Annotated in this window: 23 protein-coding genes; 9 read left to right on the top strand and 14 right to left on the bottom strand. The window is 61.8% G+C overall.

Annotation, left to right across the window (positions count from 1 at the left end; translation table 11 throughout):
* Window positions 1-4: 4 nt before the first annotated feature.
* Both D9R08_RS08090 and D9R08_RS08085 read right to left on the bottom strand, forming a co-directional pair.
* Window positions 5-289 (bottom strand): SCP2 sterol-binding domain-containing protein, encoded by a 285-nt coding sequence (locus tag D9R08_RS08090; RefSeq protein WP_121897518.1) that lies wholly within the window; start codon window positions 287-289, stop codon window positions 5-7.
* A gap of 79 nt (window positions 290-368) precedes the next feature.
* On the bottom strand, window positions 369-1,589 hold the full coding sequence (locus tag D9R08_RS08085; protein ID WP_121897517.1) for an argininosuccinate synthase: 1,221 nt from the start codon (window positions 1,587-1,589) through the stop codon (window positions 369-371).
* Window positions 1,590-1,672: 83 nt separating this feature from the next.
* Between D9R08_RS08085 and D9R08_RS08080 the strand changes: the two genes are divergently transcribed.
* Both D9R08_RS08080 and ilvA read left to right on the top strand, forming a co-directional pair.
* Complete coding sequence (locus D9R08_RS08080; RefSeq protein WP_121897516.1) at window positions 1,673-2,455, top strand: hypothetical protein; 783 nt, start codon at window positions 1,673-1,675, stop codon at window positions 2,453-2,455.
* A 39-nt stretch (window positions 2,456-2,494) separates the two neighbouring features.
* Window positions 2,495-3,742 (top strand): threonine ammonia-lyase IlvA, encoded by a 1,248-nt coding sequence (ilvA, locus tag D9R08_RS08075; RefSeq protein ID WP_121897690.1) that lies wholly within the window; start codon window positions 2,495-2,497, stop codon window positions 3,740-3,742.
* An 8-nt stretch (window positions 3,743-3,750) separates the two neighbouring features.
* Here the strand turns inward: ilvA and D9R08_RS08070 are convergent, their stop codons facing one another.
* Window positions 3,751-4,077, bottom strand: a complete 327-nt coding sequence (locus D9R08_RS08070; RefSeq protein WP_158598957.1) for an Hpt domain-containing protein — start codon at window positions 4,075-4,077, stop codon at window positions 3,751-3,753.
* 169 nt (window positions 4,078-4,246) lie between these two features.
* Between D9R08_RS08070 and D9R08_RS08065 the strand changes: the two genes are divergently transcribed.
* Window positions 4,247-5,524 (top strand): PP2C family protein-serine/threonine phosphatase, encoded by a 1,278-nt coding sequence (locus D9R08_RS08065; protein ID WP_121897689.1) that lies wholly within the window; start codon window positions 4,247-4,249, stop codon window positions 5,522-5,524.
* Here D9R08_RS08065 and D9R08_RS08060 read toward each other — a convergent pair.
* Window positions 5,517-5,963 carry an NUDIX domain-containing protein gene (locus tag D9R08_RS08060; protein WP_121897514.1) on the bottom strand — a complete coding sequence of 149 codons (447 nt, stop codon included), beginning with the start codon at window positions 5,961-5,963 and terminating at the stop codon, window positions 5,517-5,519. The two genes, D9R08_RS08065 and D9R08_RS08060, sit on opposite strands and share 8 nt — an antisense overlap.
* Window positions 5,964-6,071: 108 nt before the next feature.
* On the opposite strand from D9R08_RS08060, the gene D9R08_RS08055 reads away from it, so the two are divergent.
* Window positions 6,072-7,037, top strand: coding sequence for a KpsF/GutQ family sugar-phosphate isomerase (locus tag D9R08_RS08055; protein ID WP_121897688.1), 966 nt, complete (start codon window positions 6,072-6,074; stop codon window positions 7,035-7,037).
* A 51-nt stretch (window positions 7,038-7,088) separates the two neighbouring features.
* Here D9R08_RS08055 and D9R08_RS08050 read toward each other — a convergent pair whose 3' ends face one another.
* Window positions 7,089-8,396, bottom strand: a complete 1,308-nt coding sequence (locus D9R08_RS08050) for a UDP-glucose dehydrogenase family protein (protein WP_121897513.1) — start codon at window positions 8,394-8,396, stop codon at window positions 7,089-7,091.
* Window positions 8,397-8,478: 82 nt separating this feature from the next.
* On the bottom strand, window positions 8,479-9,507 hold the full coding sequence (locus D9R08_RS08045; protein ID WP_121897512.1) for an NAD-dependent epimerase/dehydratase family protein: 1,029 nt from the start codon (window positions 9,505-9,507) through the stop codon (window positions 8,479-8,481).
* 275 nt (window positions 9,508-9,782) lie between these two features.
* Between D9R08_RS08045 and D9R08_RS08040 the strand changes: the two genes are divergently transcribed.
* From D9R08_RS08040 to D9R08_RS18885, 4 genes are all read left to right on the top strand, one after another.
* Window positions 9,783-11,663, top strand: coding sequence for a polysaccharide biosynthesis protein (locus tag D9R08_RS08040; RefSeq protein WP_121897511.1), 1,881 nt, complete (start codon window positions 9,783-9,785; stop codon window positions 11,661-11,663).
* Window positions 11,660-13,873, top strand: coding sequence for a YjbH domain-containing protein (locus D9R08_RS08035; RefSeq protein WP_233557347.1), 2,214 nt, complete (start codon window positions 11,660-11,662; stop codon window positions 13,871-13,873). Before D9R08_RS08040 ends, D9R08_RS08035 begins: the two co-directional genes overlap by 4 nt.
* Entirely contained in the window at window positions 13,870-14,544 is a 675-nt protein-coding gene (locus tag D9R08_RS08030) for a YjbF family lipoprotein (RefSeq protein ID WP_158598956.1), read from the top strand. Before D9R08_RS08035 ends, D9R08_RS08030 begins: the two co-directional genes overlap by 4 nt.
* 106 nt (window positions 14,545-14,650) lie before the next feature.
* Entirely contained in the window at window positions 14,651-14,980 is a 330-nt protein-coding gene (locus tag D9R08_RS18885; protein WP_147450638.1) for a hypothetical protein, read from the top strand.
* Between the two features lie 87 nt (window positions 14,981-15,067).
* On the opposite strand, the gene galE is transcribed toward D9R08_RS18885, so the two are convergent.
* The 3 genes from galE to D9R08_RS08015 are packed head-to-tail and all read right to left on the bottom strand — an operon-like array spanning window position 15,068 to window position 17,621.
* Window positions 15,068-16,117 (bottom strand): UDP-glucose 4-epimerase GalE, encoded by a 1,050-nt coding sequence (gene galE, locus D9R08_RS08025; RefSeq protein WP_233557345.1) that lies wholly within the window; start codon window positions 16,115-16,117, stop codon window positions 15,068-15,070.
* Window positions 16,118-16,164: 47 nt separating this feature from the next.
* A complete protein-coding gene (locus D9R08_RS08020) occupies window positions 16,165-16,773 on the bottom strand; it encodes a sugar transferase (protein ID WP_121897509.1) in 609 nt (202 codons plus the stop codon).
* Window positions 16,770-17,621, bottom strand: coding sequence for an NAD-dependent epimerase/dehydratase family protein (locus D9R08_RS08015; RefSeq protein ID WP_267898147.1), 852 nt, complete (start codon window positions 17,619-17,621; stop codon window positions 16,770-16,772). The genes D9R08_RS08020 and D9R08_RS08015 overlap by 4 nt, the downstream gene beginning before the upstream one ends.
* A 104-nt stretch (window positions 17,622-17,725) precedes the next feature.
* On the opposite strand from D9R08_RS08015, the gene D9R08_RS08010 reads away from it, so the two are divergent.
* Window positions 17,726-18,841 (top strand): polysaccharide biosynthesis/export family protein, encoded by a 1,116-nt coding sequence (locus D9R08_RS08010; RefSeq protein ID WP_121897507.1) that lies wholly within the window; start codon window positions 17,726-17,728, stop codon window positions 18,839-18,841.
* Window positions 18,842-18,850: 9 nt separating this feature from the next.
* Here the strand turns inward: D9R08_RS08010 and D9R08_RS08005 are convergent, their stop codons facing one another.
* The 5 genes from D9R08_RS08005 to rfbC all read right to left on the bottom strand — a co-directional run bounded on the left by D9R08_RS08005 (window position 18,851) and on the right by rfbC (window position 23,503).
* Window positions 18,851-20,101 carry a glycosyltransferase family 4 protein gene (locus D9R08_RS08005; protein WP_121897506.1) on the bottom strand — a complete coding sequence of 417 codons (1,251 nt, stop codon included), beginning with the start codon at window positions 20,099-20,101 and terminating at the stop codon, window positions 18,851-18,853.
* A gap of 66 nt (window positions 20,102-20,167) precedes the next feature.
* A complete protein-coding gene (rfbA, locus tag D9R08_RS08000; RefSeq protein WP_121897505.1) occupies window positions 20,168-21,046 on the bottom strand; it encodes a glucose-1-phosphate thymidylyltransferase RfbA in 879 nt (292 codons plus the stop codon).
* Window positions 21,043-21,897 (bottom strand): dTDP-4-dehydrorhamnose reductase, encoded by an 855-nt coding sequence (gene rfbD, locus D9R08_RS07995; protein ID WP_121897504.1) that lies wholly within the window; start codon window positions 21,895-21,897, stop codon window positions 21,043-21,045. Before rfbD ends, rfbA begins: the two co-directional genes overlap by 4 nt.
* Window positions 21,894-22,934 carry a dTDP-glucose 4,6-dehydratase gene (gene rfbB / locus D9R08_RS07990; RefSeq protein WP_121897503.1) on the bottom strand — a complete coding sequence of 347 codons (1,041 nt, stop codon included), beginning with the start codon at window positions 22,932-22,934 and terminating at the stop codon, window positions 21,894-21,896. The genes rfbD and rfbB overlap by 4 nt, the downstream gene beginning before the upstream one ends.
* Window positions 22,931-23,503 carry a dTDP-4-dehydrorhamnose 3,5-epimerase gene (rfbC, locus tag D9R08_RS07985; RefSeq protein WP_121897502.1) on the bottom strand — a complete coding sequence of 191 codons (573 nt, stop codon included), beginning with the start codon at window positions 23,501-23,503 and terminating at the stop codon, window positions 22,931-22,933. The genes rfbB and rfbC overlap by 4 nt, the downstream gene beginning before the upstream one ends.
* Between the last annotated feature and the right edge of the window lie 57 nt (window positions 23,504-23,560).

Raw genomic sequence — 23,560 nt, 5'->3', positions numbered from 1 at the left:
CGGCCTATCCCAACAGTGGAACAAGCTTCATGGCCACGCCCATGTCGCCCGAGAGTTTGAGCTTCCCCATCATGACGCCGGTCATCGGGTTGAGCTTGCCGGTCAGAAGCTTGCTCAGATTATCCTGAGATATCTTGATGGTGCAGTCGGCGTCGCGATCATGGGTGGTGGCGGCACCGTTGGCCAGCACGATCACGCCGTCTTTGCCGCAATCGAACTTCAAAGACCCGTCGAAGGTCTTGCCCGACAACCCGGCCTGAATACGCTCTGCCATGTCTTCCAGCGCCATAAATACATCCTTCAATTAACCAGCCCGCGTTTCCGGGTAGGAAAAGTTCTGTCTGCGCCCTGCCGGCGCAATTGCCCGCTCAGCCCTTCAGCCGACGGTTTCGCGATGCGATCAGTTTCAGGCGCAGGGCGTTCAACTGGATGAAGCCTGCCGCGTCTTTCTGATCGTATGCGCCCGCATCGTCCTCGAAGGTCACATGCGCTTCCGAATACAGGCTGTGATCGGACCAGCGCCCGACGGTCCGGGCGAGGCCCTTGTACAGCTTCAGCCGCACCGTACCGGTGACATGGGCCTGCGAGTGGTCGATGGCCGCCTGCAGCATTTCACGTTCGGGGGAGAACCAGAAGCCATTATAGATGAGCTCCGCATAGCGCGGCATCAGCTCGTCTTTCAGATGGGCCGCCCCACGGTCCAGCGTGATCGACTCGATGCCGCGATGCGCCTCCAGGAGGATCGTGCCGCCAGGCGTTTCATAGATGCCGCGGGATTTCATGCCGACAAAGCGGCCCTCCACCAGATCAAGACGTCCGATCCCATGCTTGCCGCCCAGGTCATTGAGCCTGCTCAGGAGCGTCGCCGGGGACATCGCGGTGCCGTCGATGCTGACGGCATCCCCCTTTTCGAACCCGATTTCGATGTATTCGGGCGTGTCGGGCGCGTCTTCGGGATGCACGGTGCGCTGATAGACATAGTCGGGCGCTTCGTCCGCCGGGTTCTCCAGTACCTTCCCCTCGGAGGAGGTGTGAAGGAGGTTCGCGTCGACGCTGAACGGGGCCTCCCCGCGCTTGTCCTTGGCGATGGGGATTTGGTTTTTCTCGGCGAAATCGATCAGCTTCGTCCGGCTTGTCAGATCCCATTCGCGCCAGGGTGCGATAACCTTGATATCGGGGTTGAGCGCATAGGCGGCCAGTTCGAACCGCACCTGATCGTTGCCCTTGCCCGTCGCGCCATGGGCAACCGCGTCAGCACCTTCGGCAGCCGCGATTTCAACCAGACGTTTCGAGATCAGCGGCCGTGCGATGGAGGTGCCGAGCAGATAAAGCCCCTCGTACAGAGCATTGGCACGGAACATCGGGAAAACGAAATCCCGTGTGAACTCCTCCCGAAGATCCTCGATATGGATCGAGGTCGCCCCCATCATTTCGGCCTTCTTGCGTGCGGGCTCAAGCTCCTCACCCTGTCCCAGATCGGCGGTGAAGGTCACGACCTCGCACCCGTACTCGGTCTGCAACCATTTCAGAATGATCGACGTGTCGAGGCCACCTGAATAGGCAAGGACAACTTTCTTGGGGGCGGACATGGGAACTCCGGGCTGGTTTTGATGTTGACCGACGGGCGGATAGCGGGTTTTCAGGGGCGGGGCAAGACGGGCGGAGATCGGGAATGGACTACGGATATCAGCTGCTGCGGCATGTGGTGCAGCAGGTTTTTGGCAATCTGGGTCAGGCCGCGAGATTGACCTTGTTTCTGACGATCCTGCCCTACGCGCTGACCGTGGCACTGGTTATTCCACTGGCGGGGCCAGTCCTCATCGCAATGGATCAGACTGCACCTGGTTACCACGAAGAAGTGGAGCGTTTTGAAGCGTATTTTTTAGAATATACGGGCACTGTCTTGCTCTACGTGCTTCTTCTGCTCGTGGTCTCGGCCATATGTTATGCTTGGGCTGCGGTGGGTTGGCATCGGTATGTCCTCCTCGAAGAACGCGGAGGCGTTCTCCTCCCAAACTGGAACTGGTCCTTCGTCGCGCGCTATCTTTGGGCGGGGTTCCGTATCTTTATGATCGCCCTCGCGTTATCCGTCGTGAGCGGAGTCATCTGGGCCATGACGCAATCACCGTCGGTTTTCAGCTTTCGGAGTCTTGGCGTCACGATCGGATTTCTCTGGGTCGTGACCCGGATCGGCCTGATCCTGCCCTCCGCCGCCCTTGGGAAGCCGATGAGAATTGGAGAAAGCTGGTCCCTCACACGTCCGGTATCCGGGGCGATCCTGTTGCCAATCATCGTGATCCCGAGCGTTTTTGCATTGCTGAATGGTGCCTTGCAGTTCGTTCCATTGATCGGCCTCGTTCTGGTCTTTTTCGTGTTGTGGCTTCAACTCCTGGTCAATCTGGCGCTGATGACCACGCTTTACGGAAATCTGGTCGAAGGCCGCGCGCTGAACTAGGTGCTGGACAGCGCGGGGATTTCACGGCAGGCCGATGGGATGACTGATTTCACCGATACCGCCCGTGCGGCCGAGCAGGCGATGCGCGCGCTTTTTCCGCCCACACCGCTACAGCGAAATGTGCATCTCTCGGATCGCCATGGTTGCGATATCTGGCTGAAACGCGAAGATTTGAGCCCGGTGCGGTCCTACAAGATCCGGGGCGCCTTCAATGCGATGCGCAAGGCGTTGGCCGATAACCCGGATCAAAGGCAATTCGTTTGTGCCAGCGCCGGCAACCATGCCCAGGGCGTGGCCTATGTGTGCCAGCATTTCGGGGTGCAGGGCACCGTTTTCATGCCGGTCACCACACCGAAACAGAAAATCGAGAAGACGCGTGCCTTCGGCGGCGGCGCGGTTTCGATCACGTTGATCGGTGATTTCTTCGATGAAACCCTCGCCGCCGCGCAGTCGTTCTGTGCGGAGAAAGGCGCGCATTTCCTGTCGCCTTTCGACGATCCGGACGTGATCGAGGGCCAGGCCTCGGTCGCGCTGGAAGTTCTTGACGAGTTGGGGCACGCGCCTGATCTGATGATCCTGCCTGTCGGCGGGGGCGGTCTGTCTTCGGGTGTCGCGCGTTACCTGCGCGGCGTCGGGGCCGATACGGGGCTGACACTGGTGGAGCCCGAAGGCGGCCCCAGCCTGACCGCGGCGCTGGCGGCCGGAAAACCCGTGACCGTCCCGATCACCGATACGTTCGTGGATGGCGCGGCGGTTGCGCAAATCGGCGTGCGGACCTTCGAGGTGCTCAAGGATATCGACCCTGCACGCGTACTTCTGTCTCCGGAAAACCGGATTTGCGTGACGATCGGCGAGATGCTGAATGTCGAAGGCATTGTTCTGGAACCGGCCGGCGCCTTGGCCGTCGACGTGCTGGACAGCGTTTCCGAAGAGATTAAAGGCAAAAGCGTGGTCTGTGTGACCTCCGGCGGCAATTTCGATTTCGAACGCCTGCCCGAGGTCAAGGAACGTGCGATGCGGTATCAGGGATTGAAGAAGTACTTCATTCTGCGTCTACCGCAGCGCCCCGGTGCGTTGAAGGAGTTCCTCAACCTTCTGGGCCCGGATGACGATATTGCACGTTTCGAGTATCTCAAGAAATCCGCCCGGAATTTCGGATCCGTCCTGATCGGCATCGAAACGCGGGATCCGCAGCAGTTCGACGGGTTGTTCGCGCGTATCAAGGCGCGCGGTTTTGCCGTGCGCGATATCACCGATGACGATCTTCTGGCGCAATTCCTGATCTGACCGGGATCTCAGGCGGCCTGACTGGCCGTGGGCAAGACGCCCACCGCTTCGGCCAGGGATTCTGTGTAGATTTCGCAAAGTGCTTTAAAATCAATGAACTGTCCCTTGCCCAACGCCTCTTCGGCGGCGGCGCAGCGGCTGGCGAATTCAACGAAGCCCAGATTGGCCGCACTGCCGCGCAGGAAGTGGAAATCATTCTGTGTTGCCGTGGCCGGCGCGATCGCAAGGCGGTCCATCACCTCCGACAACTCCTCGACGAAGAGTTCGGCCACCTCCAGGAAGTCGTCTTCGCCGATGTCGCGGCGCAGTTCGTTCAATCTGTCCCAGTCGATCATGAGCGTCCTCTGCCTGAGATTGGCACAAGGTCTTACGGGGGCGATAGTTAAGGCGACGTTTCGCGCCACTGGCGAGATCGCTCGCATTTTCGCTTTCATGCTCCATTAAGGCCCGCCATGCGACGACCTTACGGAAGAACGGAAAAACCCTGTCGTGCCGGTGCCGAACATGAACCTTTCCCTGCGCCCGTCGGCACATGCGCCGACGCTGGACCCTGCCCTGCCGTACGAGCGGGTGATGGTGCTGGATGACAGCAGGGCCCAAAGAACGCTGCTCTGCTCACTTCTGAAGCGATGGGGGTATGACGTTCTGTCCTGTGAGCGCCCCGAAATCGCCCTTGAGCTTCTGGCGGACCCGACGATCACGATGATTGTGAGCGATTGGGTGATGCCGGGAATGGATGGCCCTGAATTCTGTCGCCGCGCGCGTGCCATGGCGCGCGAAAGCTATGCCTATATCCTGCTTCTGACGTCGAAAAGCGACAAGAACGCCATCGCACATGGTCTGGATGCAGGGGCCGACGATTTCCTGACCAAGCCGGTCAATGGCCCGGAGTTGCGTGCACGCATTCACGCGGGCGAACGGATCGTCGCCATGCAGCGGGAGCTGGTGGCAAAGAACAAGATGGTCAGCGCGGCCCTGTCCGAAATCAGCGCGCTTTACGATGCGCTTGATCGCGACCTGATGGAGGCGAAGAAGCTTCAGGCCTCGCTTCTGCAGGATACCAAGCGACAGTTCGATACCGCGGCGGCATCGTTCCTGCTGCAGTCCAGCGGACATGTGGGGGGCGATCTTGTCGGATGTTTTCCGGTTTCTGACCATCAGATCGGGCTGTTTTCGCTGGATGTGTCGGGCCACGGCGTTACCTCCGCCATGATGACCGCGCGGCTGGCCGGACGGCTGACCTCGGCCTCTCCGGAACAGAACATCGCGCTGGAACGGCGGGCGGGCGGCGGCTATGCGCCCCTTTCTCCACATCTGGTGGCCGCGCGTCTGAACCGCCTGATGCTGGAGGAAGTCGAAACCGATCTCTACTTCACGCTTTGTCTTGTCATCCTGGATCTTCCGACAGGCAGGATATCGATGGTCCAGGCCGGCCATCCCCATCCTGCCGTGCAGCGCCGCGATGGCCGGGTGGAGTTTCTGGGCCGGGGTGGCCTGCCCGTCGGTCTCTTGCCTGATGCGGAATATGAAACGCTGGAGGCCGAACTGGCCCCCGGCGACCGGTTGCTGATCTATTCCGACGGGCTGACCGAATGTCCCGGGCCTCAAGGGGACATGTTGGGGGAGGAGGGGTTGACCAAGATACTGCAAACCGGGCGCCTGCAAACCGGACGGCGGTTTCTCGATGGTCTCCTGACCGACCTGCAAGGCTACGCCAACGGCTCGGATTTTCCCGATGACGTGTCGGCCATCTTGCTGGAATACACTGGCGCGGCTAGCTGAGCCGCGCCATGGCTTGCGCAACGAAATGCCTGTCGCCGGAAACCGCCAGTCGTTCAGCGGCCTCTGCCCATGGAAGGAACACCGGCCAGTGGCCCGGCTCGGAGGGTGGACCGATCCGAAGCCCGAGACGTGCCAGATAGACGTGGCATTGCTTCTGCGCCCAGAGATCGTATTCCGGCATATAGGTGAAGCGATGAAACATCCCCATCCGGAGCGGCGCGCAAATGCGGTGCCCGGTTTCCTCCATCACCTCCCGATGCAACGCGGCGATGGCACTTTCGCCGGGGTCGATACCGCCGCCGGGAAGCTGGAATTCAGGCCGCGGGCGTTCCTGAAACGTTGCCAGAAGCCCATCGCCGCAGTGGATGATCGCATAAACACCGGCACGGGGCGTATAGCGGCGGGTCGGATCGGGCGGCTTGCCGAAACGGCGGTTCATGGGGTCTCCATCGTGGTGTTTGGCACAGCGAAGAGCTATGGCAGCCCCGCGCCCGGTTGAAAACCCGGCCTCTGTCCTTTGGCGAATCCTTGGGCTATGGAACCGGATATGGACAAGACATCCGATCAGATGATCCGCGACACCGCGGCCCGCGTTCTGCGGATCGAGGGGCAGGCGGTTTCCGACATGGCGGAGAACCTGCCGCCGGATTTCGAAGCGTCGGTAGAGGCGATTTTGGAGGTGAAGGGCCGGGTCATCCTGTCCGGCATCGGCAAATCCGGCCATATCGCGCGAAAGATAAGCTCTACCCTGGCCTCCACCGGAACCCCGTCCGCCTTCGTACATCCTGCGGAGGCGAGCCATGGCGATCTGGGCATGATCATGCCCGGCGATCTGGCAATTCTCATCTCCAACTCCGGGGAAACGGCGGAGCTTCGGGATATCGTGGCCCATGTGGCGCGATTTTCCATCCCGATGATCGGAATATCCGGTCAGGCCGTCAGCACATTGATGCGTGCGGCCGATCTCAGGCTTACCCTTCCGTCTGCGCCCGAGGCCTGCATTATTGGCATGGCACCCACCACGTCGACTACGCTCACACTGGCGCTTGGCGACGCTCTGGCCGTTGCAGTCATGGAGCGGCGCGGGTTCCTTCCCGAGCATTTCCGCACCTTCCACCCCGGCGGCAAGCTTGGCGCCCAGCTCAGTAAGGTGGCCCAGCTGATGCATGGTGTCGAGGAACTGCCGCTGGTTCGCGCCGAGACTGCAATGGGCGATACGCTCCTCGAGATGAGCGAGAAAAGCTTCGGCATCGCAGGTGTGGTCGGCGATCACAAGTTGATCGGCGTGATCTCCGACGGGGACCTTCGGCGCAATATGGATGGCTTGATGGACAGAACCGCCGGTGATGTGGCCACGCGCAATCCACGCAGCATCGGCCCGGACATGCTGGCGGCCGAGGCGATGGCGATGATGTCGGAAAACAAGATTACGGCACTGTTCGTGGTCGACGATACAGGGCGACCCATCGGTCTTCTGCACCTGCATGATTGCCTGCGCGCAGGTATCGCCTAGCTTGAAACTCCGGTCGCCCCTCTGAAGGGCGGCGCTCTGGGCAGATCCGGTCTACCCGCGCCCCACGGCGGTATATGCTTCGAAACCGGCCCGCTTGGCATCTCTGGCCGAATAGATATTGCGCAGATCGGCCATGCGGGGCGTTGCCATTTTTTTGGCCATCCGCTCCAGATCCAGTGCCCGAAACTCGTTCCATTCGGTCAGGATAACCACCAGATCGGCATTGTTTACGGCCTTATACGGATCATCGAGCCAACTGACACCGGGCAGCAGGCTTTCCCCTTCGCGATGGCCCTGGGGGTCCACGACGCGGACCTTCGCACCGCCGCCGACAAGAGCGGGTACAATGCTCAGTGAGGGCGCGTCGCGCATGTCGTCGGTGTTGGGTTTGAACGTCACGCCCAGAACCGCGATGGTTTTGCCGTTGAAGCTATCGTCGCAGAGATCGCGCAGCTTTTCGATCATGCGATGCTTCACATGGTCGTTCACGCGGATCACCGTTTCAACGATGTGCTGCGGCACCGCGTGTTCCTGCCCGATGCGGGCGAGGGCGGAGGTATCCTTGGGAAAGCAGGACCCGCCGTAGCCCGGTCCGGCATGCAGGAACTTGTTGCCGATACGACCGTCCAGACCCATTCCGCGGGAGACCTCCTTCACATCCGCGCCAACCTTTTCGCAGAGAGCGGCAACCTCGTTGATGAAGGTGATTTTCGTCGCGAGAAATGCGTTGGCTGCGTATTTGATCATCTCGGCGCTCTCCAGATCGGTTGTCAGGATCGGAAAGTCGCGCAGAAACAGCGGGCGGTAGATTTCAGCCATGACCTCACCCGCGCGCTCCGACTGCACGCCGACCACCACGCGGTCGGGGCGCATGAAATCGTCGATGGCAGCCCCTTCGCGCAGGAATTCCGGGTTCGAGGCGACATCGAACTCGGCAGACGGATTTGCCTTGGCGACAACCTGTTTCACCTTTCGGTTCGTCCCGACGGGCACAGTCGATTTCGTCACGATCACGGTGTAGCCGGTCAGGGCATTGGCAACCTCTTCGGCCGCTGCCATCACGTAGGTCAGATCCGCATGACCGTCGCCACGCCGCGTGGGCGTTCCGACCGCGATGAAGACCGCCTCGGCCCCGTCGACCGCCCGGGCCAGATCGGTTGTGAAGGTCAGCCGCCCGGCCTCCACATTCTTGGCCAGCAGGACGTCGAGGCCCGGCTCGTAGATGGGCACCTTGCCCGCATCAAGCATCTCGATCTTGCGCGGATCCTTGTCGACGCAGACAACGTCATGCCCGAAATCCGAAAAACACACCCCGGAGACAAGACCGACATAACCCGTTCCAATCATCGCGATACGCATGCGCCCAATGCCCTTTCGTCACGCCCTTTGCCGGGCTGGATTTCATCAAGCTTATCACCGGCTTTTCGGCAAGGCGAGGTGCCTAGACATCATAGAAATCGCGATACCAACTCACAAAACGCGCAACCCCGTCGGCAACCTTTGTTTGCGGCGTGTAACCGGTCAGCCTGTGCAGCAGATCCGCATCGGCCCAGGTTGCCGGAACGTCGCCCGGCTGCATGTCCATCATGTTGCGGATCGCGGGCTTGCCGATCGCGTCTTCGATCGCGGCGATGAAATCCATCAACTGGACGGGCTCCGAGTTGCCGATGTTCACCACGCGCCAGGGCGCCACGGGCGAGAGGCTGTCACCCTCTGCAATCTCCTCTGCGTTCCCGGGACGGACGGGTGCCACATTGATCAGCCGAACGATGCCGTCGACCAGGTCATCCACATAGGTGAAGTCGCGCGCCATATCGCCGTGATTGTAGATGTCGATGGGCGCGCCCTCCAGAATCGCCTTGGTAAACTTGAAGAGCGCCATGTCCGGGCGACCCCAGGGTCCGTAGACGGTGAAAAAGCGGAACATGGTCGTCGGAAGGCCGAAGAGATGGGCATAGGAATGGGCCATCGCCTCGTTGGCTTTCTTGGTGGCCGCATAGAAGGACATCTGCGTGTCCGATTTTGCCGTTTCCGCATAGGGCATTTCAGCACTTGCCCCGTAGACGGAGGAGGTCGAGGCCAGCAGCAGATGCGCAGGCGGCACCGCACGGGCGGCTTCCAGCACCCGGAATGTCCCTACCAGGTTCGCATTGACGTAGCTTTCGGGGTTTTCGATCGAATAGCGCACGCCCGCCTGCGCCGCGAGATGGATGACCGCGTCGGGCCTGTGATCGGTGAAAAGCCGATCCAGAGCGCCCGGTGTCTCGATCCGTTCCGTCACAGTCTGAAAGCCCCGGTTTTGCAGCAGCTCCCCCTGCCTGCGGGTTTTCAGCCTCACGTCGTAGTAATCGGTGAGCGCATCTATGCCGACCACCTGCCATCCGTCGGCCAGTAGTCGCTTGCACAGGTGGTATCCGATGAAGCCGGAAGACCCGGTGACCAGCGCTTTGCGCGAAATGGGCGATGGCATGAGCTGTCCTTGTCTGTATGGGCTTTGCAGCCATAGCAATCCGCGCCCGCGCCGCCAAGGCCAGCCATGGCGGCGCGTCGTCGGCGGGATTTCGCAGGCGCAGCATCCGAGGCCTCGTCGCAGGCGATGAATGTTTGGTAGCGTTAAGAATTGGGAAACCAATAACGCCCACGGTGGATCGGGGGCAAAGAGACCAAACTTAGTCGCCTTCGGGTGTCATGTTCCCCTTTGCTCCTTTGGCTTTTCGAAAGAAAGGCGCCCGATCTGGACTGTGAATGCTGAACTTCGCCAAATCTCTCACGCGCCGCGAAAAGAAGGTCACCTTGCTGATCGTGGACGTGGTGTTGATCCCTGTGGCTTTGGTGTTTTCCTTCGCGGTTCAGGCGATGCCCGTTCCGCCCATGCAAACCCTGGAATTCGTGCTGCCGATCCTGCCCTACCTGATGGCCCTTGGCGCGGTGATTTCCGTCGTGCTGGGCGTCCCGGATATCCGCGTCAGTGCATATGAATGGCGCGGCGTGGCAAAAACCATGGCGTTCGCCATCTATCTGGCGATCGGAGCCGCGGTGTTGAGTTGGCTGTTTTCCGTCGATATTCCGCCAAGTCTGCACATCGATTTCGGCATTACATTCTTTTTGCTTTCCGCCGCCAGTCGCGTGGTGATGTACCAGATACTCCTTGCGATCTACCGGTGGGACACCAAGCGATGCCGTGTGTTGATCTACGGCGCCGGAACAACCGGGATGCAGCTTGCCACCGCACTGAAATCGCATGAAACGATAGATCCTGTTGCGTTTGTCGACGACAACCGGGCGCTCCACGGACTGTTGATCGCCGGGCTTCCGGTCCATGCGCCGGTGCGGATAGACACCCTGGTGGCAGAGCTGAAGGTGGATCGTGTGTTGTTGGCGATCCCGTCCCTCAGCCAGCCGAAACAGGCGCGGATCGCCCGCAATCTTCAGGACAAGGGCCTTGAAGTTCAGACCCTGCCCTCGTTTTCACAGTTGATCGGCGAAGAGCCCTTGCTTGAACGATTGACCACGCTTGACGCTCATTCCTATCTGCACCGCCCGCAGGTGACCGCGGAGCTTGAAGAGGCATGCTCCAGCTATTGCGGGCGATCCGTGCTGATCTCGGGCGCGGGGGGCTCTATCGGGGCGGAACTGGCTCGCCAGGTTCTAGCCTGTGCGCCGAGCCGGCTGGTTCTCTACGAACTGAGCGAGCTTGCGCTATACAATATCGAAATGGAACTTCGCCCCCTGAACAAGGACCGCGCGGTAGAGATCGTTCCGGTTCTGGGGTCGGTGACCGATGCGCGGCAGGTGCGGCAGGTTATCCAGGAAAACGGCGTTCAGGTCGTTCTTCACGCAGCCGCTTACAAACATGTCCCCTTGGTCGAACTCAATCCGCTGGCCGGGCTGAAAAACAATGTGCTCGGCACCCATACGCTGGCGCGCGAGGCCGCCGATGGAAGGGTGGAACGGTTTGTTCTGGTCTCCTCCGACAAGGCGGTCCGGCCTACAAGCGTCATGGGCGCCACCAAGCGCATCGCTGAGCTGGTTGTGCAGGATTTTGCGTCGCGGCATCCCGATACCGCGTTCGGTATCGTGAGGTTCGGAAATGTTCTCGGCTCTTCCGGCTCCGTCGTGCCGCTGTTTCAGGAACAGGTCAATCGGGGCGGGCCGGTCACCGTGACGGATCCGAACGTGATCCGCTATTTCATGACCGTGCGAGAGGCGGTTCATCTGGTCCTGCGCGCCGGCGCCATGGCCCGCGACGGCGAGGTCTTTCTGCTGGAGATGGGCGAGCCGGTATCGGTCTGGAAGCTTGCGCGCCAGGTCATAGAACGCGCGGGCTACACCGTGAAGGATGACGAGACACCGGACGGCGATATCGAAATCGTCTTTACCGGGCTGCGGAACGGTGAGAAATTGCAGGAGGAACTGACCGTTTCCGGGACCATTTCGGCCACGCACCACCCCAAGATTCTCTTCGCGCAGGAACCCCTTCTGTCTGAAATCGAGGTGGCCTCCATCATTCGGGGTACGCGGGAAGCCATCGCCTCGGGGGATGCGAGGCGCGGCCGTGCGCTTGTGGCCCGATGGCTCAGACCGCCAATGCCGGACGAAGACACGCGGGGCGTAGGGGCATCGTGACAGCGCATGAGTTCATCACGCGGGCGGCAGAGGCCCGGTTACAGGTTTCGCGCATTGCCGACCCGCAGGCGGGGCCGCGGAGGGCAGGCGCCGCAAGGGCGGGAATGGCGGCGCTTTCGATCATCATTGGTCTCGCGTCACCCGCCACGAGCCAGGGCCTGCAACCCGATACGATCACACGACCAAGCCTGAACTTCTTCGGTGCCACCGGGCTTGTCGATATGCCATCGGCCCAGATGCAGCCCGATGGCGAACTGAATATCACCGTATCGCATTTTGGCGGCATCACCCGAAACACGCTGAGCTTCCAGATAACGCCGCGCCTGTCAGGATCTTTCCGATACGCAGCGACGGCGGATTGGAACTCGGACGGGTTCGAGACCTATTACGACCGCAGCTTCGATCTTCGCTATCAGGTGCTGGAAGAGGGGCGATATTGGCCTTCGGTCGTGATCGGGCTTCAGGATTTCGTCGGAACCGGCATTTACGCTGGTGAATATGTGGTCGCCTCCCGCAGGTTCGGGACGGATCTGACGCTGACCGCCGGTGTCGGATGGGGCCGTCTGGGCAGCTACAATTCCTTTGGGGCACCTGTCTCCGGCACGCGTCCGACCTTCGATCCGAACAGCACCGGCGGCGAGCTGTCCGTCGATCAGTGGTTCCGGGGGGAAGCCGCGTTTTTCGGTGGTCTGGAATGGCGGCCGACCGACCGGCTTGGGTTCAAGGTCGAATACTCATCCGATGCGTATAGGCCGGAAACCGGCCGCGGCGTTTTCACACGGCAGTCCCCCTGGAACTTCGGAGTGGAGTATCAGGTCAATGACAGTTTGAGATTGGGCGGATACTACCTCTACGGGTCGGAGCTTGGCCTGACCGCACAGCTTTCCTTCAACCCGGCGCGCCCGCCCTCCGGCGGGTTGCGCCAGACCGCGCCACCGCCGATCGTGCCACGCCCCGCGCGCGCCGAAGCGCCAGATGCGTGGGCGCAAACCTGGCGCGAGATCCCGGGTATCGACACGACGCTGGCTGACCGCTTGCGGGCCGCGCTGGAGGCCGAGGGCCAGACCCTCATCGCATATGACATCCGCGCGAACGGGGTCGAGATACGTGTCGAGAACACCCGCTACCTCGCCACTGCGCAGGCGATCGGCAGAACCGCCCGTGTGCTTCATGCGACCATGCCGCTCTCGGTCGAAACCTTCCGGATCGTGTTAATGGATCAGGGGCTTGCCTTGTCGACGGTTGTGCTGCGTCGCTCCGATCTGGAGGCTCTCGACGTTGCGCCGAACGCGGCCGAAGCGTTGCGCGCCGTCACAGGCATCACAGCCGCGGCTCCAACCGATCCGGAGGATCTGGTGGCGGAGCTTTACCCGCGCCTTTCGTGGTCGTTGGGGCCCTACACCCGGACAAGCTTCTTCGACCCGGAAAACCCCGTGCTGCTGGATCTGGGCCTGCGCCTGCGCGGCAGCTATGAACTTCAGCCCGGTTGGGTCGTGGAAGGATCGATCGCGCAACGTCTGGCCGGCACGCTTGATCGGGCAAGGGTCTCCCCCTCGCGCCTGCCGCCGGTGCGGACCAGCCTGCCGCTCTACGAAGGCAATGACAGCCCGGTCATCGAGACGCTGACTTTCGCCCATTACCGAAGCCTGGGAGATGACATCTATGGCCGAGTTACGATCGGCTATCTGGAGCGCATGTTCGCCGGCGTCTCTGCGGAGCTGCTCTGGGCGCCGGTGGACAGCCGGCTGGCTTTGGGAGCCGAGATTAACTACGCGATCCAGCGCGACTACGACATGCTCTTCGGCGTAAGGGACTATGACGTGGTGACCGGCCATCTGTCGGCGTACTACCGCTTTGACAATGGCTTCCGGGCGCAGCTTGACGTGGGTCGGTACCTCGCGGGCGATCTGGGTTCAACGCTGACCATCTCCCGGGAATTCGGCAATGGATGGCGCGTTGGTGCCTTTGCCACGCTCACCGATGCATCCGCGGAGGAGTTTGGCGAAGGCAGCTTCGACAAGGGCATCACGCTCAGCATCCCGGTCAGCTGGTTTACCGGGCGGCCCAGCCAGCAAAGTGTCGGCACGACAATCCGCCCGGTTACGCGCGACGGCGGCGCGCGCCTGAGTGTCCCGGGCCGGCTTCATGACCGGGTGCGGCAGGGGCAGATCCATCGCATCGACGATCAATGGGCACGGGTGTGGCGATGAGGATCGGACTGGGCATCGTTCTGGCATTCGCCCTGTGGGGGTGCGGCCCCGGCGGCAACACCGATCCGTTTGCACAGCTTGGCCCGCTTGCCGGCGAATGGGTGCAAGGCCGCGAAGATCGTGGGAATGACCGGTTTACCGTGACAAGGGCCAGTCTCGCGGCTCAAGGCTTCGACAGTCCCTTTCTGGTGGGCTTTTCCGAAACCCGCATGCGGCGCGCCGGTCTGGTTCAGGTCGCGGAAAACCGGGGTGTGGTCACCTGGCAGGCGGGTGATGCCAGCACGCTGAGCGAGGCCGGGGGCGTTCTGACCGGGACCAGGGGCCTTGGCCAGGATCTCTACACCGCTGAGACGGCGCCGGTTCTGGCGGCGATGCGGGGCGACGGACCGATGGTCTATACGCGCCGATATCGCCATCTGGACGGTCTCGACCAGATCGTCGTGACCCGGTTCGATTGTCATCTTGCCGACGTCGGCCCGGAGCGTATCACCGTTTTTGGACAGGCCTACGCAACCCGGCGTTTTCAAGAGACATGTCGCTCGGGCGCAGACGCTATCGACAACACGTATTGGCGAGATACAGACAATTTTAGCTATTCAGTCATGCGCCGCTCCCGGCAGTGGGTTGGGGCCGATTTGGGCTATATTTTGCTGGAGCGCGTAATCGATTAGCGGTTTGCCGCCCGACCGCCGCGGCCCTGCCTGTCCCGTTGATCGGATAGGCCTCAGATGCTACCAAAATGACAAGGTCTTGTTCACTGTTTGGAGAGTTCCCCCGATGAAACGCCCCTCGGTCTTTTTTGCAGCGGCAGTTCTTGCCGCAACCCTCGCTCTGCCGGCTGCCGCTCAGGTCACGCCCGGCCAATGCACCTCATTCGGCGGTACGGTCGTGGGTGGAACCTGCCAATTGACCCAGGCGCAGGCTCAGGCTGCGGGATTGACGACACCTGCGGCACCGACGGCCACATTGCCGGCCGGCGCGGGAACCGGGTTCGCGGGAACCGGGATCGCCGCAGCTGCAGGGGCTGGCCTCCTCGTGGCGGTCATCGTCGGTGGCGGAGACGACTCGACGACCACAGCCACAACCACAGGCAGTCTTGCACCCTGATCTGGATCGGTACACTCACGGAAACTTGACGGCCCCCAGGCGGGGCCGTCTTTGCATGTGCTGTCCGCAGGATGGCGCGGCGCGGATCTAGTTCGACCCACCCTGCATCGCCCAGGCCCAACTGCTCCGGCACATATCGGCGAGGCTTTTTTCCGTCGAGAAGCCAAGTATGTCCTTCGCACGTTCGGTACGCGCGCAATAGATGGGTACATCGCCGGGCCGGCGGGCCACAATCTCGAATGGCAGATCGCGCCCGCAGGCGTCCGAATAGGCGGCGATGATTTCCAAAACGGACTGACCTTGTCCCGTCCCCAGATTGACCAGATGGCTTTGCCCTTTGGAGATGAGAGCATCCAGTGACAAAACATGCCCCCGCGCCAGGTCCTCGACATGAATGTAATCGCGGACGCCCGTGCCGTCGGGCGTGTTGTAATCATTTCCGAAGACCTGGATCCGCGGCAGCTCGCCCAAGGCGACCTTTGCCACGAACGGCATCAGATTGTTCGGCAGATCGCGGGGGTTTTCGCCCAGAAGCGCGGAGCTGTGCGCGCCCGCGGGGTTGAAATAGCGCAGAATGCCGATGGCCCAATCCGCATTCGTCGCGTCAAGCTCCTCCAGAACCTCCTCGCTCATGATTTTGCTTTTGCCATAGGGGTTCATGCTGCGCCGCGGGGCGGTTTCGGGCGTCGGGGTTTCATCGGGGATGCCATAAACCGTGGCGGAGGAGGAAAACACGAGCTTGCGGCACCCGGCCCGATCCATCGCGGCAAGCAGCACCAGAAGCCCGCCGAGATTATTCTCCAGATATTCCAGTGGCATCTGAACGCTTTCGGCCACGGATTTGAGGGCCGCGAAATGAACAACCGCGGTAATCCGGTGGTTGGAAAAAATCCGATCGAGCAAGGCGCTATCGCGCACATCACCGGTTATGCAGATCACCGGCGCGCCGGAAATCCGGGCAAGCCTGTCCGGCACATCCGCATGGGCATTTGCGAAGCTGTCGAGGATGACGACCTCGTATCCCGCTTCGACCAGGGCGAGATAGGTATGAGAGCCGATATATCCCGCCCCCCCGGTCAGGAGTATCTTATCTGTCATCCGCATCACCTTGTGCCCCTGATCGCCGAGTGCTGACATGATTTGTCTGAGAGGTCAAACCAGGCTTGGGCGCCTCCCGCGCTGGGCTAGCGTGCAACTACCCGGCGGATCGTCTTCAGCATCAGGGCCGTGTCGAAACACAAGCTGCAGTGGCGCTGATAAAGGAGATCGAGCCGCGCCTTACGGGGGATGCAGGCCCGGGCATAGACGGCGTCGGTCTGCGCCGGCGTTCTGCACCGGGACAGCAGCCGCTCTTCGTGGCGATGGTAGACCAGCGTCGCGAGACCCGTGATCCCCGGTCTGCTTCTGAGCACCCTTGCATAGACATCCGGGTACCGTTCGACATAAAGGCGCAGCGGGGGACGCGGCCCTACGAAGCTGAGATCGCCTTTGAACACGTTCCAAAGCTGCGGAAGCTCATCAAACCGGCGGGCGCGGAGCCATTTGCCCGCGGGCGTGATCCGGTCGGACTTGTCGCCGCCCGAGACACCGCTATCGACCTGGGCGCGCGTCATTGTGCGGAATTTGACAAGCTGGAATGCCCGGTCCGGACTGCGCATCCGTTCGGAAACATAGAACATGGGCCAGCCCTGAACCCACCAAAGCCAGATGATCAGGCCCACAAAGACCGGGGCCAGAACGATTGCCAGAATACTCGCCAGCAGCAGATCGAACGCGCGTTTGTACCAGGTCACCTGATCGCACCGCCATGTCCGGGGTAGGTGCGCCACTCCGCGATGAGAGATGCCGGTGTGCCGGTCGCGTCGGGCAAGGATACAAGCTTGCTCAGTCTCGTTACATCGAGGTCCAATCTGGCCAGGGCGTCGGGTGGGGCGGGGCGGGTTTCCCACGGTATGGCGGCCGCCTCCAGAAGGTCCGCCATCTCGACCGGACCGGGTGCGGCAATGTTCAGTGTCGGGGGCAACCGAACGCCGTGCGCACCGGCTTCGATCAGTTCGGCGAGAACCCGGGCGAAGCTGGCCGGGCCGATATAGCTGCGCCTGGGGCTGCGTCCGTCGGGGAAGTGGTCCAGCGATACCGGCCCGCTTTCCTGTCCGCGCGCGTGCAAAAGCGCATCGGCCCCGGCCACATTGCCGATCCTGAGACAGGTGACCGCCGAGATCCGGGCGCTGGCCACCCGTTCCATCCGTAATTTGGCATGACCGTAATGGGTCGTGGGCCGAGGCGTCGTCGTCTCCCGGCACGGTGTGTCGGGGCACCCGTACACCGCCGCCGAAGAGGCGAGAAAAACATGCGGCCCGTCCTCAGTAACCGCATTCACTGCCGCTAACGCCAGGCGCGTATTGTCGGACATCGGTTCGGTTCGGCCGGGTACGACACCCGCCAGCACCACGACGGCGTCGCGCCCGGATGCGGCCTGCCTCAGGCGTTCAGGCTCGGCCAGCGGGTCCAGAACGAGCCAGTCGTCGCCCGGCATCGCCCGCCTGGTCTGCCAGGTGACATCGAAGCCTGGCCGATCAAGCCACGCCCATCGCAGCATCTGCCCCAATCGACCTGTTGCTCCAAGGACCAAAACTCGCACATTACCGCCTTTCCGAACGCAAATCGTTGACCGTTCTGGCCACCTGCCTATTGTCGTTCGAAGAGTGTTAAGACGACTTTAATGAGCAAAGCGGGCGGGTGAGTATGAAGCGCATATCGCGCGTCGGTATTGTTGTTCTGATTTGTCTTGGCCTTGCCGCCTGCGCGTTGCCACGCGGGGCGCCGCTGGAACGAGAGATACTTCAAGGCGCCGACGATGACGCTGCAGATTTTGCGGTCTATGCCGTGACGCGCGACTTTCTGCCAACCTTGGCCGAATGGCCGCTTACGGGCGAACCGCATCGGCAATGGATCGCCGCCAGTGCCGGGTCCAGCGGGCAAGTGATTGCCGCAGGCGACGCGCTGGATCTCACGATCTGGGACAGCAATGAAAACTCGCTTCTGAGCACGGATGAGCAGCGCGCGGTCCCGCTGACGAATCTTCGGGTCGCGCCCAACGGGTCGGTCTTCGTGCCTTATGTGGGCAGCACGCAGGTGGCAGGCATGTCGCCCGAAGTTGCGCGGGAGCGCATTCAGGAGGCGCTGGAAGCGATCGTGCCTTCGGCGCAGGTGCAGTTGAGTCTTTCCGAGGGGCGCGGCAACTCCGTGGATCTCGTGGGCGGTGTGAATGCGCCCGGGTCATATCCGATGCCGGACCGGTCGTTCACCGTTCTTGGCCTGATCGCGCGGGGCGGGGGGATCCAGCCCGCGCTTGCAAATCCGCAGATCCGACTGGTCCGGGCCGGCCGGATCTACGGAACATCCATCAACCGTCTTTACAGCGAACCGCAACTGGATACGCGCCTGCGCGGCGGCGATCAGATTATCGTCGAAGAGGACAGGCGGTATTTCCTGTCGCTTGGTGCAGCCGGGCTTCAGGCTCAGCATCGCTTCCCGCAGGATGTCGTGACGGCGCTGGATGCCATGGCCATTATCGGCGGGGTTTCGGCGGGCCGCGCCGATCCTCAGGGTGTGCTGATCCTGCGGGAATACCCCCCTTCCGCCTTGCAAGCTGGCACCCGCGGGCCGCGACAGCAGCGGGTGGTGTTCACTCTTGACCTGACCACATCCGATGGGCTCTTCAGCGCCCGCAACTTCCGCATCGCGCCGGGCGATCTGGTTTTGGTAACAGAAAGCCCGGTGACGGCGGCGCAGACCATCTTCGGCCTGTTCGGCTCGGTTGTCGGACTGGGAAATCAGGCGGCGAACATTTCGGACTAGACAGAGGCTTCAACCCGGCATCGGGATCTGTTTGGCCCGGGGAAGCAGATGGTTCATATGGTCCAGATGCACAGGCAAGGTTCGGCTGAGGAAATCATATTTTTCAAGGACATGCGCCCGCGCCGCTGGCCCCAGATGCAGATGATCGCCGGGCCGCTCCAGAACATCTATCACCTGACCGGCCAGGGCTTCGGGATTGAAGAAATCGACCAGAAGACCAGTTTCGCCATGGGTCATCACCTCCCGCACCGGGGCGGTGTCGGAGGCCACGATCGTGGCTTCCATCGCCATGCATTCCAGCAACGACCAGGATAGAACGAAGGGAACCGTCAGATAGATATGGCACCGGCTGATCTGGATGATCTTCTGGAAATCCCCATAGGGCACACGGCCCAGAAAATGAACACGGTCCCAATCCACCCGGTCACCGATCTCTCGTTCCATTTCGGCGCGATAGCCGCCCTGAAGGTTGCTTTTCTTGCCATAGGAGGTCTCGCTTCCGCCAATGACCAGAACACGGGCCTTGGGCCGGGCGGCGAGAATGTCGGGCAGGGCACGCATGAAGATGTGGAAACCACGGGTCGGTTCCATGTTGCGGGCCATGTAGGTGAAGATCTCGTCCTCGCGGGTAACGCTGCGGTTCAGCCGCCCTAGGCGAACATCGGCCTCGGGGTTCGGGCCCAACAGATCGGCGCGGATACCATCATGGCAGCAATAGAGTTTCGGATGAAAGCTTTTCGGAAATGTCTCCATCTGCCACCGCGTTGGGGAATGGCCCAGATCAACGGTTTCGATATTGGCGAAGTTTACCGCATTGCGCGCGTGCATCACAAAGGGCGTGTCAGGTGAGGCGGGAAACTCGGGGTCGAACCCCACGGACCCGCCTCTGGCGAGATAGAAATACTCGAAAAACCCGATTATCGGCACATCTGGCCAGAGCTGTTTCAGGAATGTCAGCTCCCCCCACCCCACATGCCCCAACACCAGATCGGGGACAAACCCCTCGGCTTCCAGCTTCCGGCACGCGCGGACCACGCCAAAGCCCGCGCCGCAACACTCCTCCCAGTATTTTGACAGCGCATAGGCCTTGTCCGACGGGCGATGATGGGGTGTGTAGCCGTAAACCGCCATTCCCGGGATCTGCGGGGGTGTTTTGCTTTGTGTCAGCGCGACCATCTGGTGACCGCCCTGCGCGATCAGCCAGTTGACCAACTGCCGGTATTGGCCCGGGAAGTTCTGATGCACAAAGAGGATTTTCATTGCAATCGAAGCCTTTGGACCAACCTCAACGTCACCCTTTCCGGTATCCTGCGCCGCCGCAACCCGTTAGCGGGACGCAGCCGCGACAAGTTCGGAGAGATAGCGACCATAGTCGTTCTTGCCGAACAGACTGGCGCGGGCGGCAAGCTCATCAAGGGTGATCCAGCCCTGCTCGAAGGCGATCTCTTCGGGGCAGCCGACCTGAAGGCCCTGCCGGGTTTCCAGTGTGCGGACGAAATTGCCTGCATCAAGCAGGCTGGTATGGGTGCCTGTGTCCAGCCATGCATAGCCGCGCCCCATAAGTTGAACATCCAGCGCGCCGTCATCCAGATAGCTTTGCAGCAGATCGGTGATTTCCAGTTCACCCCGGGCGGAGGGGGCCTGCGCACGCGCCCGTTCCGGTGCGCTTCCGTCCAGAAAGTAAAGACCGGTGACAGCGTAGTTGGACGCAGGCCTGGCCGGTTTCTCGACAATCTCCCGGGCTTTTCCTTCGGCCGTAAAGCTGACAACGCCATACCGTTCCGGGTCGGAGACGTGATAGCCGAAGACGGTGCCGCCAAGATATGAGGCGTCCGCCATCAGGTCGGGCAGGCCATGGCCGAAAAACAGGTTGTCGCCAAGGATCATCGCGGAGGGATTACCGGCCAGAAAGGTGTCTGCCAGAATATAGGCCTGCGCCAGGCCATCGGGGGAGGGTTGCGTGATAAAGCTGATATCGAGGCCCCACTGATGGCCGTTGCCCATCAGGGCCTCGAACTGGGCCTGATCCTGTGGTGTGGTGATGATCGCGATCTCGCGGATACCCGCCAGCATCAGGACGCTGAGCGGGTAGTAGATCATCGGTTTGTCGTAAACCGGCAGCAACTGCTTCGACACGCCCATGGTGATTGGGTAAAGTCGCGTCCCGGATCCGCCCGCCAGAATGATGCCTTTGCGATCCGTCATATGGGGGACCTTTCACCGGAAGAGAGATATGCCGTCAGATGAGTCCGCCAGTCGGGGCGCTGAAGGCCAAAGATGGTCGCCGTCCGGGTGCAGTCCAGGCGCGAATTCAAAGGCCGCCGGGCAGGTGTCGGATAGGCTGTTGTTGGTATGTCCTCCACTTCGCAGTCAAGTTCCGCGATATCGAAGATCGACCGCGCGAAATCGGCCCAGCTCACATCCGGGGTTCCTGCAAAATGATAGGTGCCGCCGTCGTCTGGCGAGAGGCCGAGATGCCGCCCGACGGACAGGCAGGCATGGGCCAGCGCATCGGCCGGTGTAGGCCCGCCGATCTGGTCGGCGACGATTGCAAGCCGGTCACGGCTGGCCCCAAGCCGCAGCATGGTGGTCACGAAGTTCTTTCCGTGCCCGTCAAATACCCAGGAGGTGCGTAGGATCGCATGGATCCCTCCCGCCGCACGAATTGCTGTTTCGCCCGCCAGTTTGCTCCGCCCGTAGGCTCCGAGTGGCCCGACCGACGCATCGGGCGCCCGTGCCGTCTGCCCGGCGCCGTCGAAGACATAATCGGTCGAGATGTGAACAAAGGGGATATTCATCGTCGCGCAGGCGCGCGCCATCGCCTCGGGAGCATCGGCATTGATCCGATGGGCGAGCGCCTCCCGCTCCTCGGCGCCGTCCACATCGGTGAAAGCGGCCGCGTTGACCACCAGATCGGGCTTCGCATCCACGATGGCCCTGGCGCAGATATCCGGTCGGCTAAGGTCAGCCTTGTGGCGATCGAGGGCCAGGACCTCCGGCAGGCCTGCCAGAACCCCGCCAACCTGGCCGGATGCACCGAAGACCAGAACCGTCATGGCAAGATCCCGAGCCGGTCGCCGATCCCGTCCCGGGATTGCAGGGCGCGCCACCAGTCCTCATTTACCAGATACCAGTCCACGGTGCGCTCCAGCCCCTCCTGCAAGGACAGGCTGGGCCGCCAGCCGAGTTCTTCGCGGATGCGCGTGGGATCGATAGCGTAGCGCTGATCATGGCCCGGGCGATCCGTGACAAAGCTGATCTGATCGGCATAGGAGCGGGTCTTGGGGCGTTTGCGGTCGAGGATCCTGCAAAGCGTCTCGACCAGATCGATATTGCGCGCCTCGGCCTCGCCCCCGATCGCGTAGCTGCGCCCGACCCGGCCCTTCTGGAGCACCGTCATCAAGGCCTCCGCATGATCTTCGACATAGAGCCAATCCCGCACGTTAGAGCCTGTTCCGTAAACGGGAATGGTCTCTCCCGCCAAGGCTTTCAGGATCACCACGGGGATCAGCTTTTCGGGGAAGTGAAACGGCCCGTAATTGTTGGAACAGTTGCTGAGCACGACCGGCAGATCATAGGTCTCATGCCACGCGCGTACCAGATGATCGGCACCGGCCTTGGAGGCGGCATAGGGGCTGTTCGGGGCGTAGGGGCTCTCTTCGGAAAACCGGCCGGTCTCCCCCAGACTGCCGAACACCTCGTCGGTGGAAACGTGATGGAACCGGAACGTCTCGGGCCGCCCCTGTTCCACCCAAAACCTGCGCGCGGCCTCCAACAGGGTCGCGGTACCGCGCAGATTGGTGTCGACAAAGGCCAGTGGCCCGTCGATGGAACGGTCCACATGACTTTCGGCGGCAAGATGCATGATCGCGTCCGGCCGGTGGGCACTCAGCACGCGGTTCATCGCCGCTGCGTCGCGGATATCGGCCTGTTCGAAGGTGTAAAGCGGGCTGTCGGCAACCATGGCGACGTTTTCCAGACAGGCCGCATAGGTCAGCGCATCGACATTCACCACATCGTGGCCGCGGGCGACTGCCAGCCGCACCACGGCAGAGCCGATAAACCCGGCGCCGCCGGTTACCATCAGCTTCATGAGACGTCTCCCGCCCAGGGGACGCCCGAGTCGAACGTTGCGAACCGGCCAGCCGTCTCGTCTTTCGCCGACAGGACGGGAGATGTATTGCCAAGGCCCCAGTCGATCGCGAGATCGGGGTCGTCAAACCGCACGCTGGCCTCGCAATCGGGCGCGTAGAAGTCGCTGCATTTGTAGATCAGCTCACTATGCGGGGCGCGGGTGACAAAGCCGTGCAGGAAGCCGCCGGGGATCAGAAGCTGGCGCCCGTTTTCGGCACTCAACTCGACACCGAACCATTGCCCGCGGGTAGGCGAGCCTGTCCTTGCATCCACGGCCACATCGAACACGCATCCACGGCCACAGCGCACCAGCTTGGTCTGCACATGGGGCGGGGTCTGCGCATGGAGGCCGCGGATTGTTCCGACCGCTTCGGACATGGAGTGATTGTCCTGCACAAACTCCGCCTCTATCCCGTGGCCTGCAAGCGTCCTGCGGTTCCAGCTTTCGCTGAAATACCCCCTTTCATCGGAAAAACGGCGCGGCGTCAGGATCAGCAAACCGGCCAGCGGTGTCGTTTCAATGTTCATTCCGGCGTCCCTGACCAAAAGGCTCACGATCCGCTCGATACCAAGGGAACCGGGGCA

This window comes from Rhodophyticola porphyridii (assembly GCF_003688285.1).
Taxonomy (GTDB): Bacteria; Pseudomonadota; Alphaproteobacteria; order Rhodobacterales; family Rhodobacteraceae; genus Rhodophyticola; species Rhodophyticola porphyridii.
Note: the sequence above shows the minus strand (reverse complement) of the source record. Positions and strands in the feature narration are given on the sequence as shown.

Excerpts from the sequence above, each read along its gene's own strand:
- rfbB (WP_121897503.1), bottom strand. The coding sequence starts at position 22,934 with ATGAAGCTGATGGTAACCGGCGGCGCCGGGTTTATCGGCTCTGCCGTG.
- D9R08_RS08010 (WP_121897507.1), top strand. The coding sequence starts at position 17,726 with ATGAAGCGCATATCGCGCGTCGGTATTGTTGTTCTGATTTGTCTTGGC.
- D9R08_RS08070 (WP_158598957.1), bottom strand. The coding sequence starts at position 4,077 with ATGATCGACTGGGACAGATTGAACGAACTGCGCCGCGACATCGGCGAA.
- D9R08_RS08055 (WP_121897688.1), top strand. The coding sequence starts at position 6,072 with ATGGACAAGACATCCGATCAGATGATCCGCGACACCGCGGCCCGCGTT.
- rfbD (WP_121897504.1), bottom strand. The coding sequence starts at position 21,897 with ATGACGGTTCTGGTCTTCGGTGCATCCGGCCAGGTTGGCGGGGTTCTG.
- D9R08_RS08050 (WP_121897513.1), bottom strand. The coding sequence starts at position 8,396 with ATGCGTATCGCGATGATTGGAACGGGTTATGTCGGTCTTGTCTCCGGG.
- ilvA (WP_121897690.1), top strand. The coding sequence starts at position 2,495 with ATGACTGATTTCACCGATACCGCCCGTGCGGCCGAGCAGGCGATGCGC.
- D9R08_RS08040 (WP_121897511.1), top strand. The coding sequence starts at position 9,783 with ATGCTGAACTTCGCCAAATCTCTCACGCGCCGCGAAAAGAAGGTCACC.
- galE (WP_233557345.1), bottom strand. The coding sequence starts at position 16,117 with ATGTCAGCACTCGGCGATCAGGGGCACAAGGTGATGCGGATGACAGAT.
- rfbC (WP_121897502.1), bottom strand. The coding sequence starts at position 23,503 with ATGAACATTGAAACGACACCGCTGGCCGGTTTGCTGATCCTGACGCCG.
- D9R08_RS08045 (WP_121897512.1), bottom strand. The coding sequence starts at position 9,507 with ATGCCATCGCCCATTTCGCGCAAAGCGCTGGTCACCGGGTCTTCCGGC.
- D9R08_RS08065 (WP_121897689.1), top strand. The coding sequence starts at position 4,247 with ATGAACCTTTCCCTGCGCCCGTCGGCACATGCGCCGACGCTGGACCCT.
- D9R08_RS08080 (WP_121897516.1), top strand. The coding sequence starts at position 1,673 with ATGGACTACGGATATCAGCTGCTGCGGCATGTGGTGCAGCAGGTTTTT.
- D9R08_RS18885 (WP_147450638.1), top strand. The coding sequence starts at position 14,651 with ATGAAACGCCCCTCGGTCTTTTTTGCAGCGGCAGTTCTTGCCGCAACC.
- D9R08_RS08060 (WP_121897514.1), bottom strand. The coding sequence starts at position 5,963 with ATGAACCGCCGTTTCGGCAAGCCGCCCGATCCGACCCGCCGCTATACG.
- D9R08_RS08090 (WP_121897518.1), bottom strand. The coding sequence starts at position 289 with ATGGCGCTGGAAGACATGGCAGAGCGTATTCAGGCCGGGTTGTCGGGC.
- rfbA (WP_121897505.1), bottom strand. The coding sequence starts at position 21,046 with ATGACGGATCGCAAAGGCATCATTCTGGCGGGCGGATCCGGGACGCGA.
- D9R08_RS08030 (WP_158598956.1), top strand. The coding sequence starts at position 13,870 with ATGAGGATCGGACTGGGCATCGTTCTGGCATTCGCCCTGTGGGGGTGC.
- D9R08_RS08005 (WP_121897506.1), bottom strand. The coding sequence starts at position 20,101 with ATGAAAATCCTCTTTGTGCATCAGAACTTCCCGGGCCAATACCGGCAG.
- D9R08_RS08085 (WP_121897517.1), bottom strand. The coding sequence starts at position 1,589 with ATGTCCGCCCCCAAGAAAGTTGTCCTTGCCTATTCAGGTGGCCTCGAC.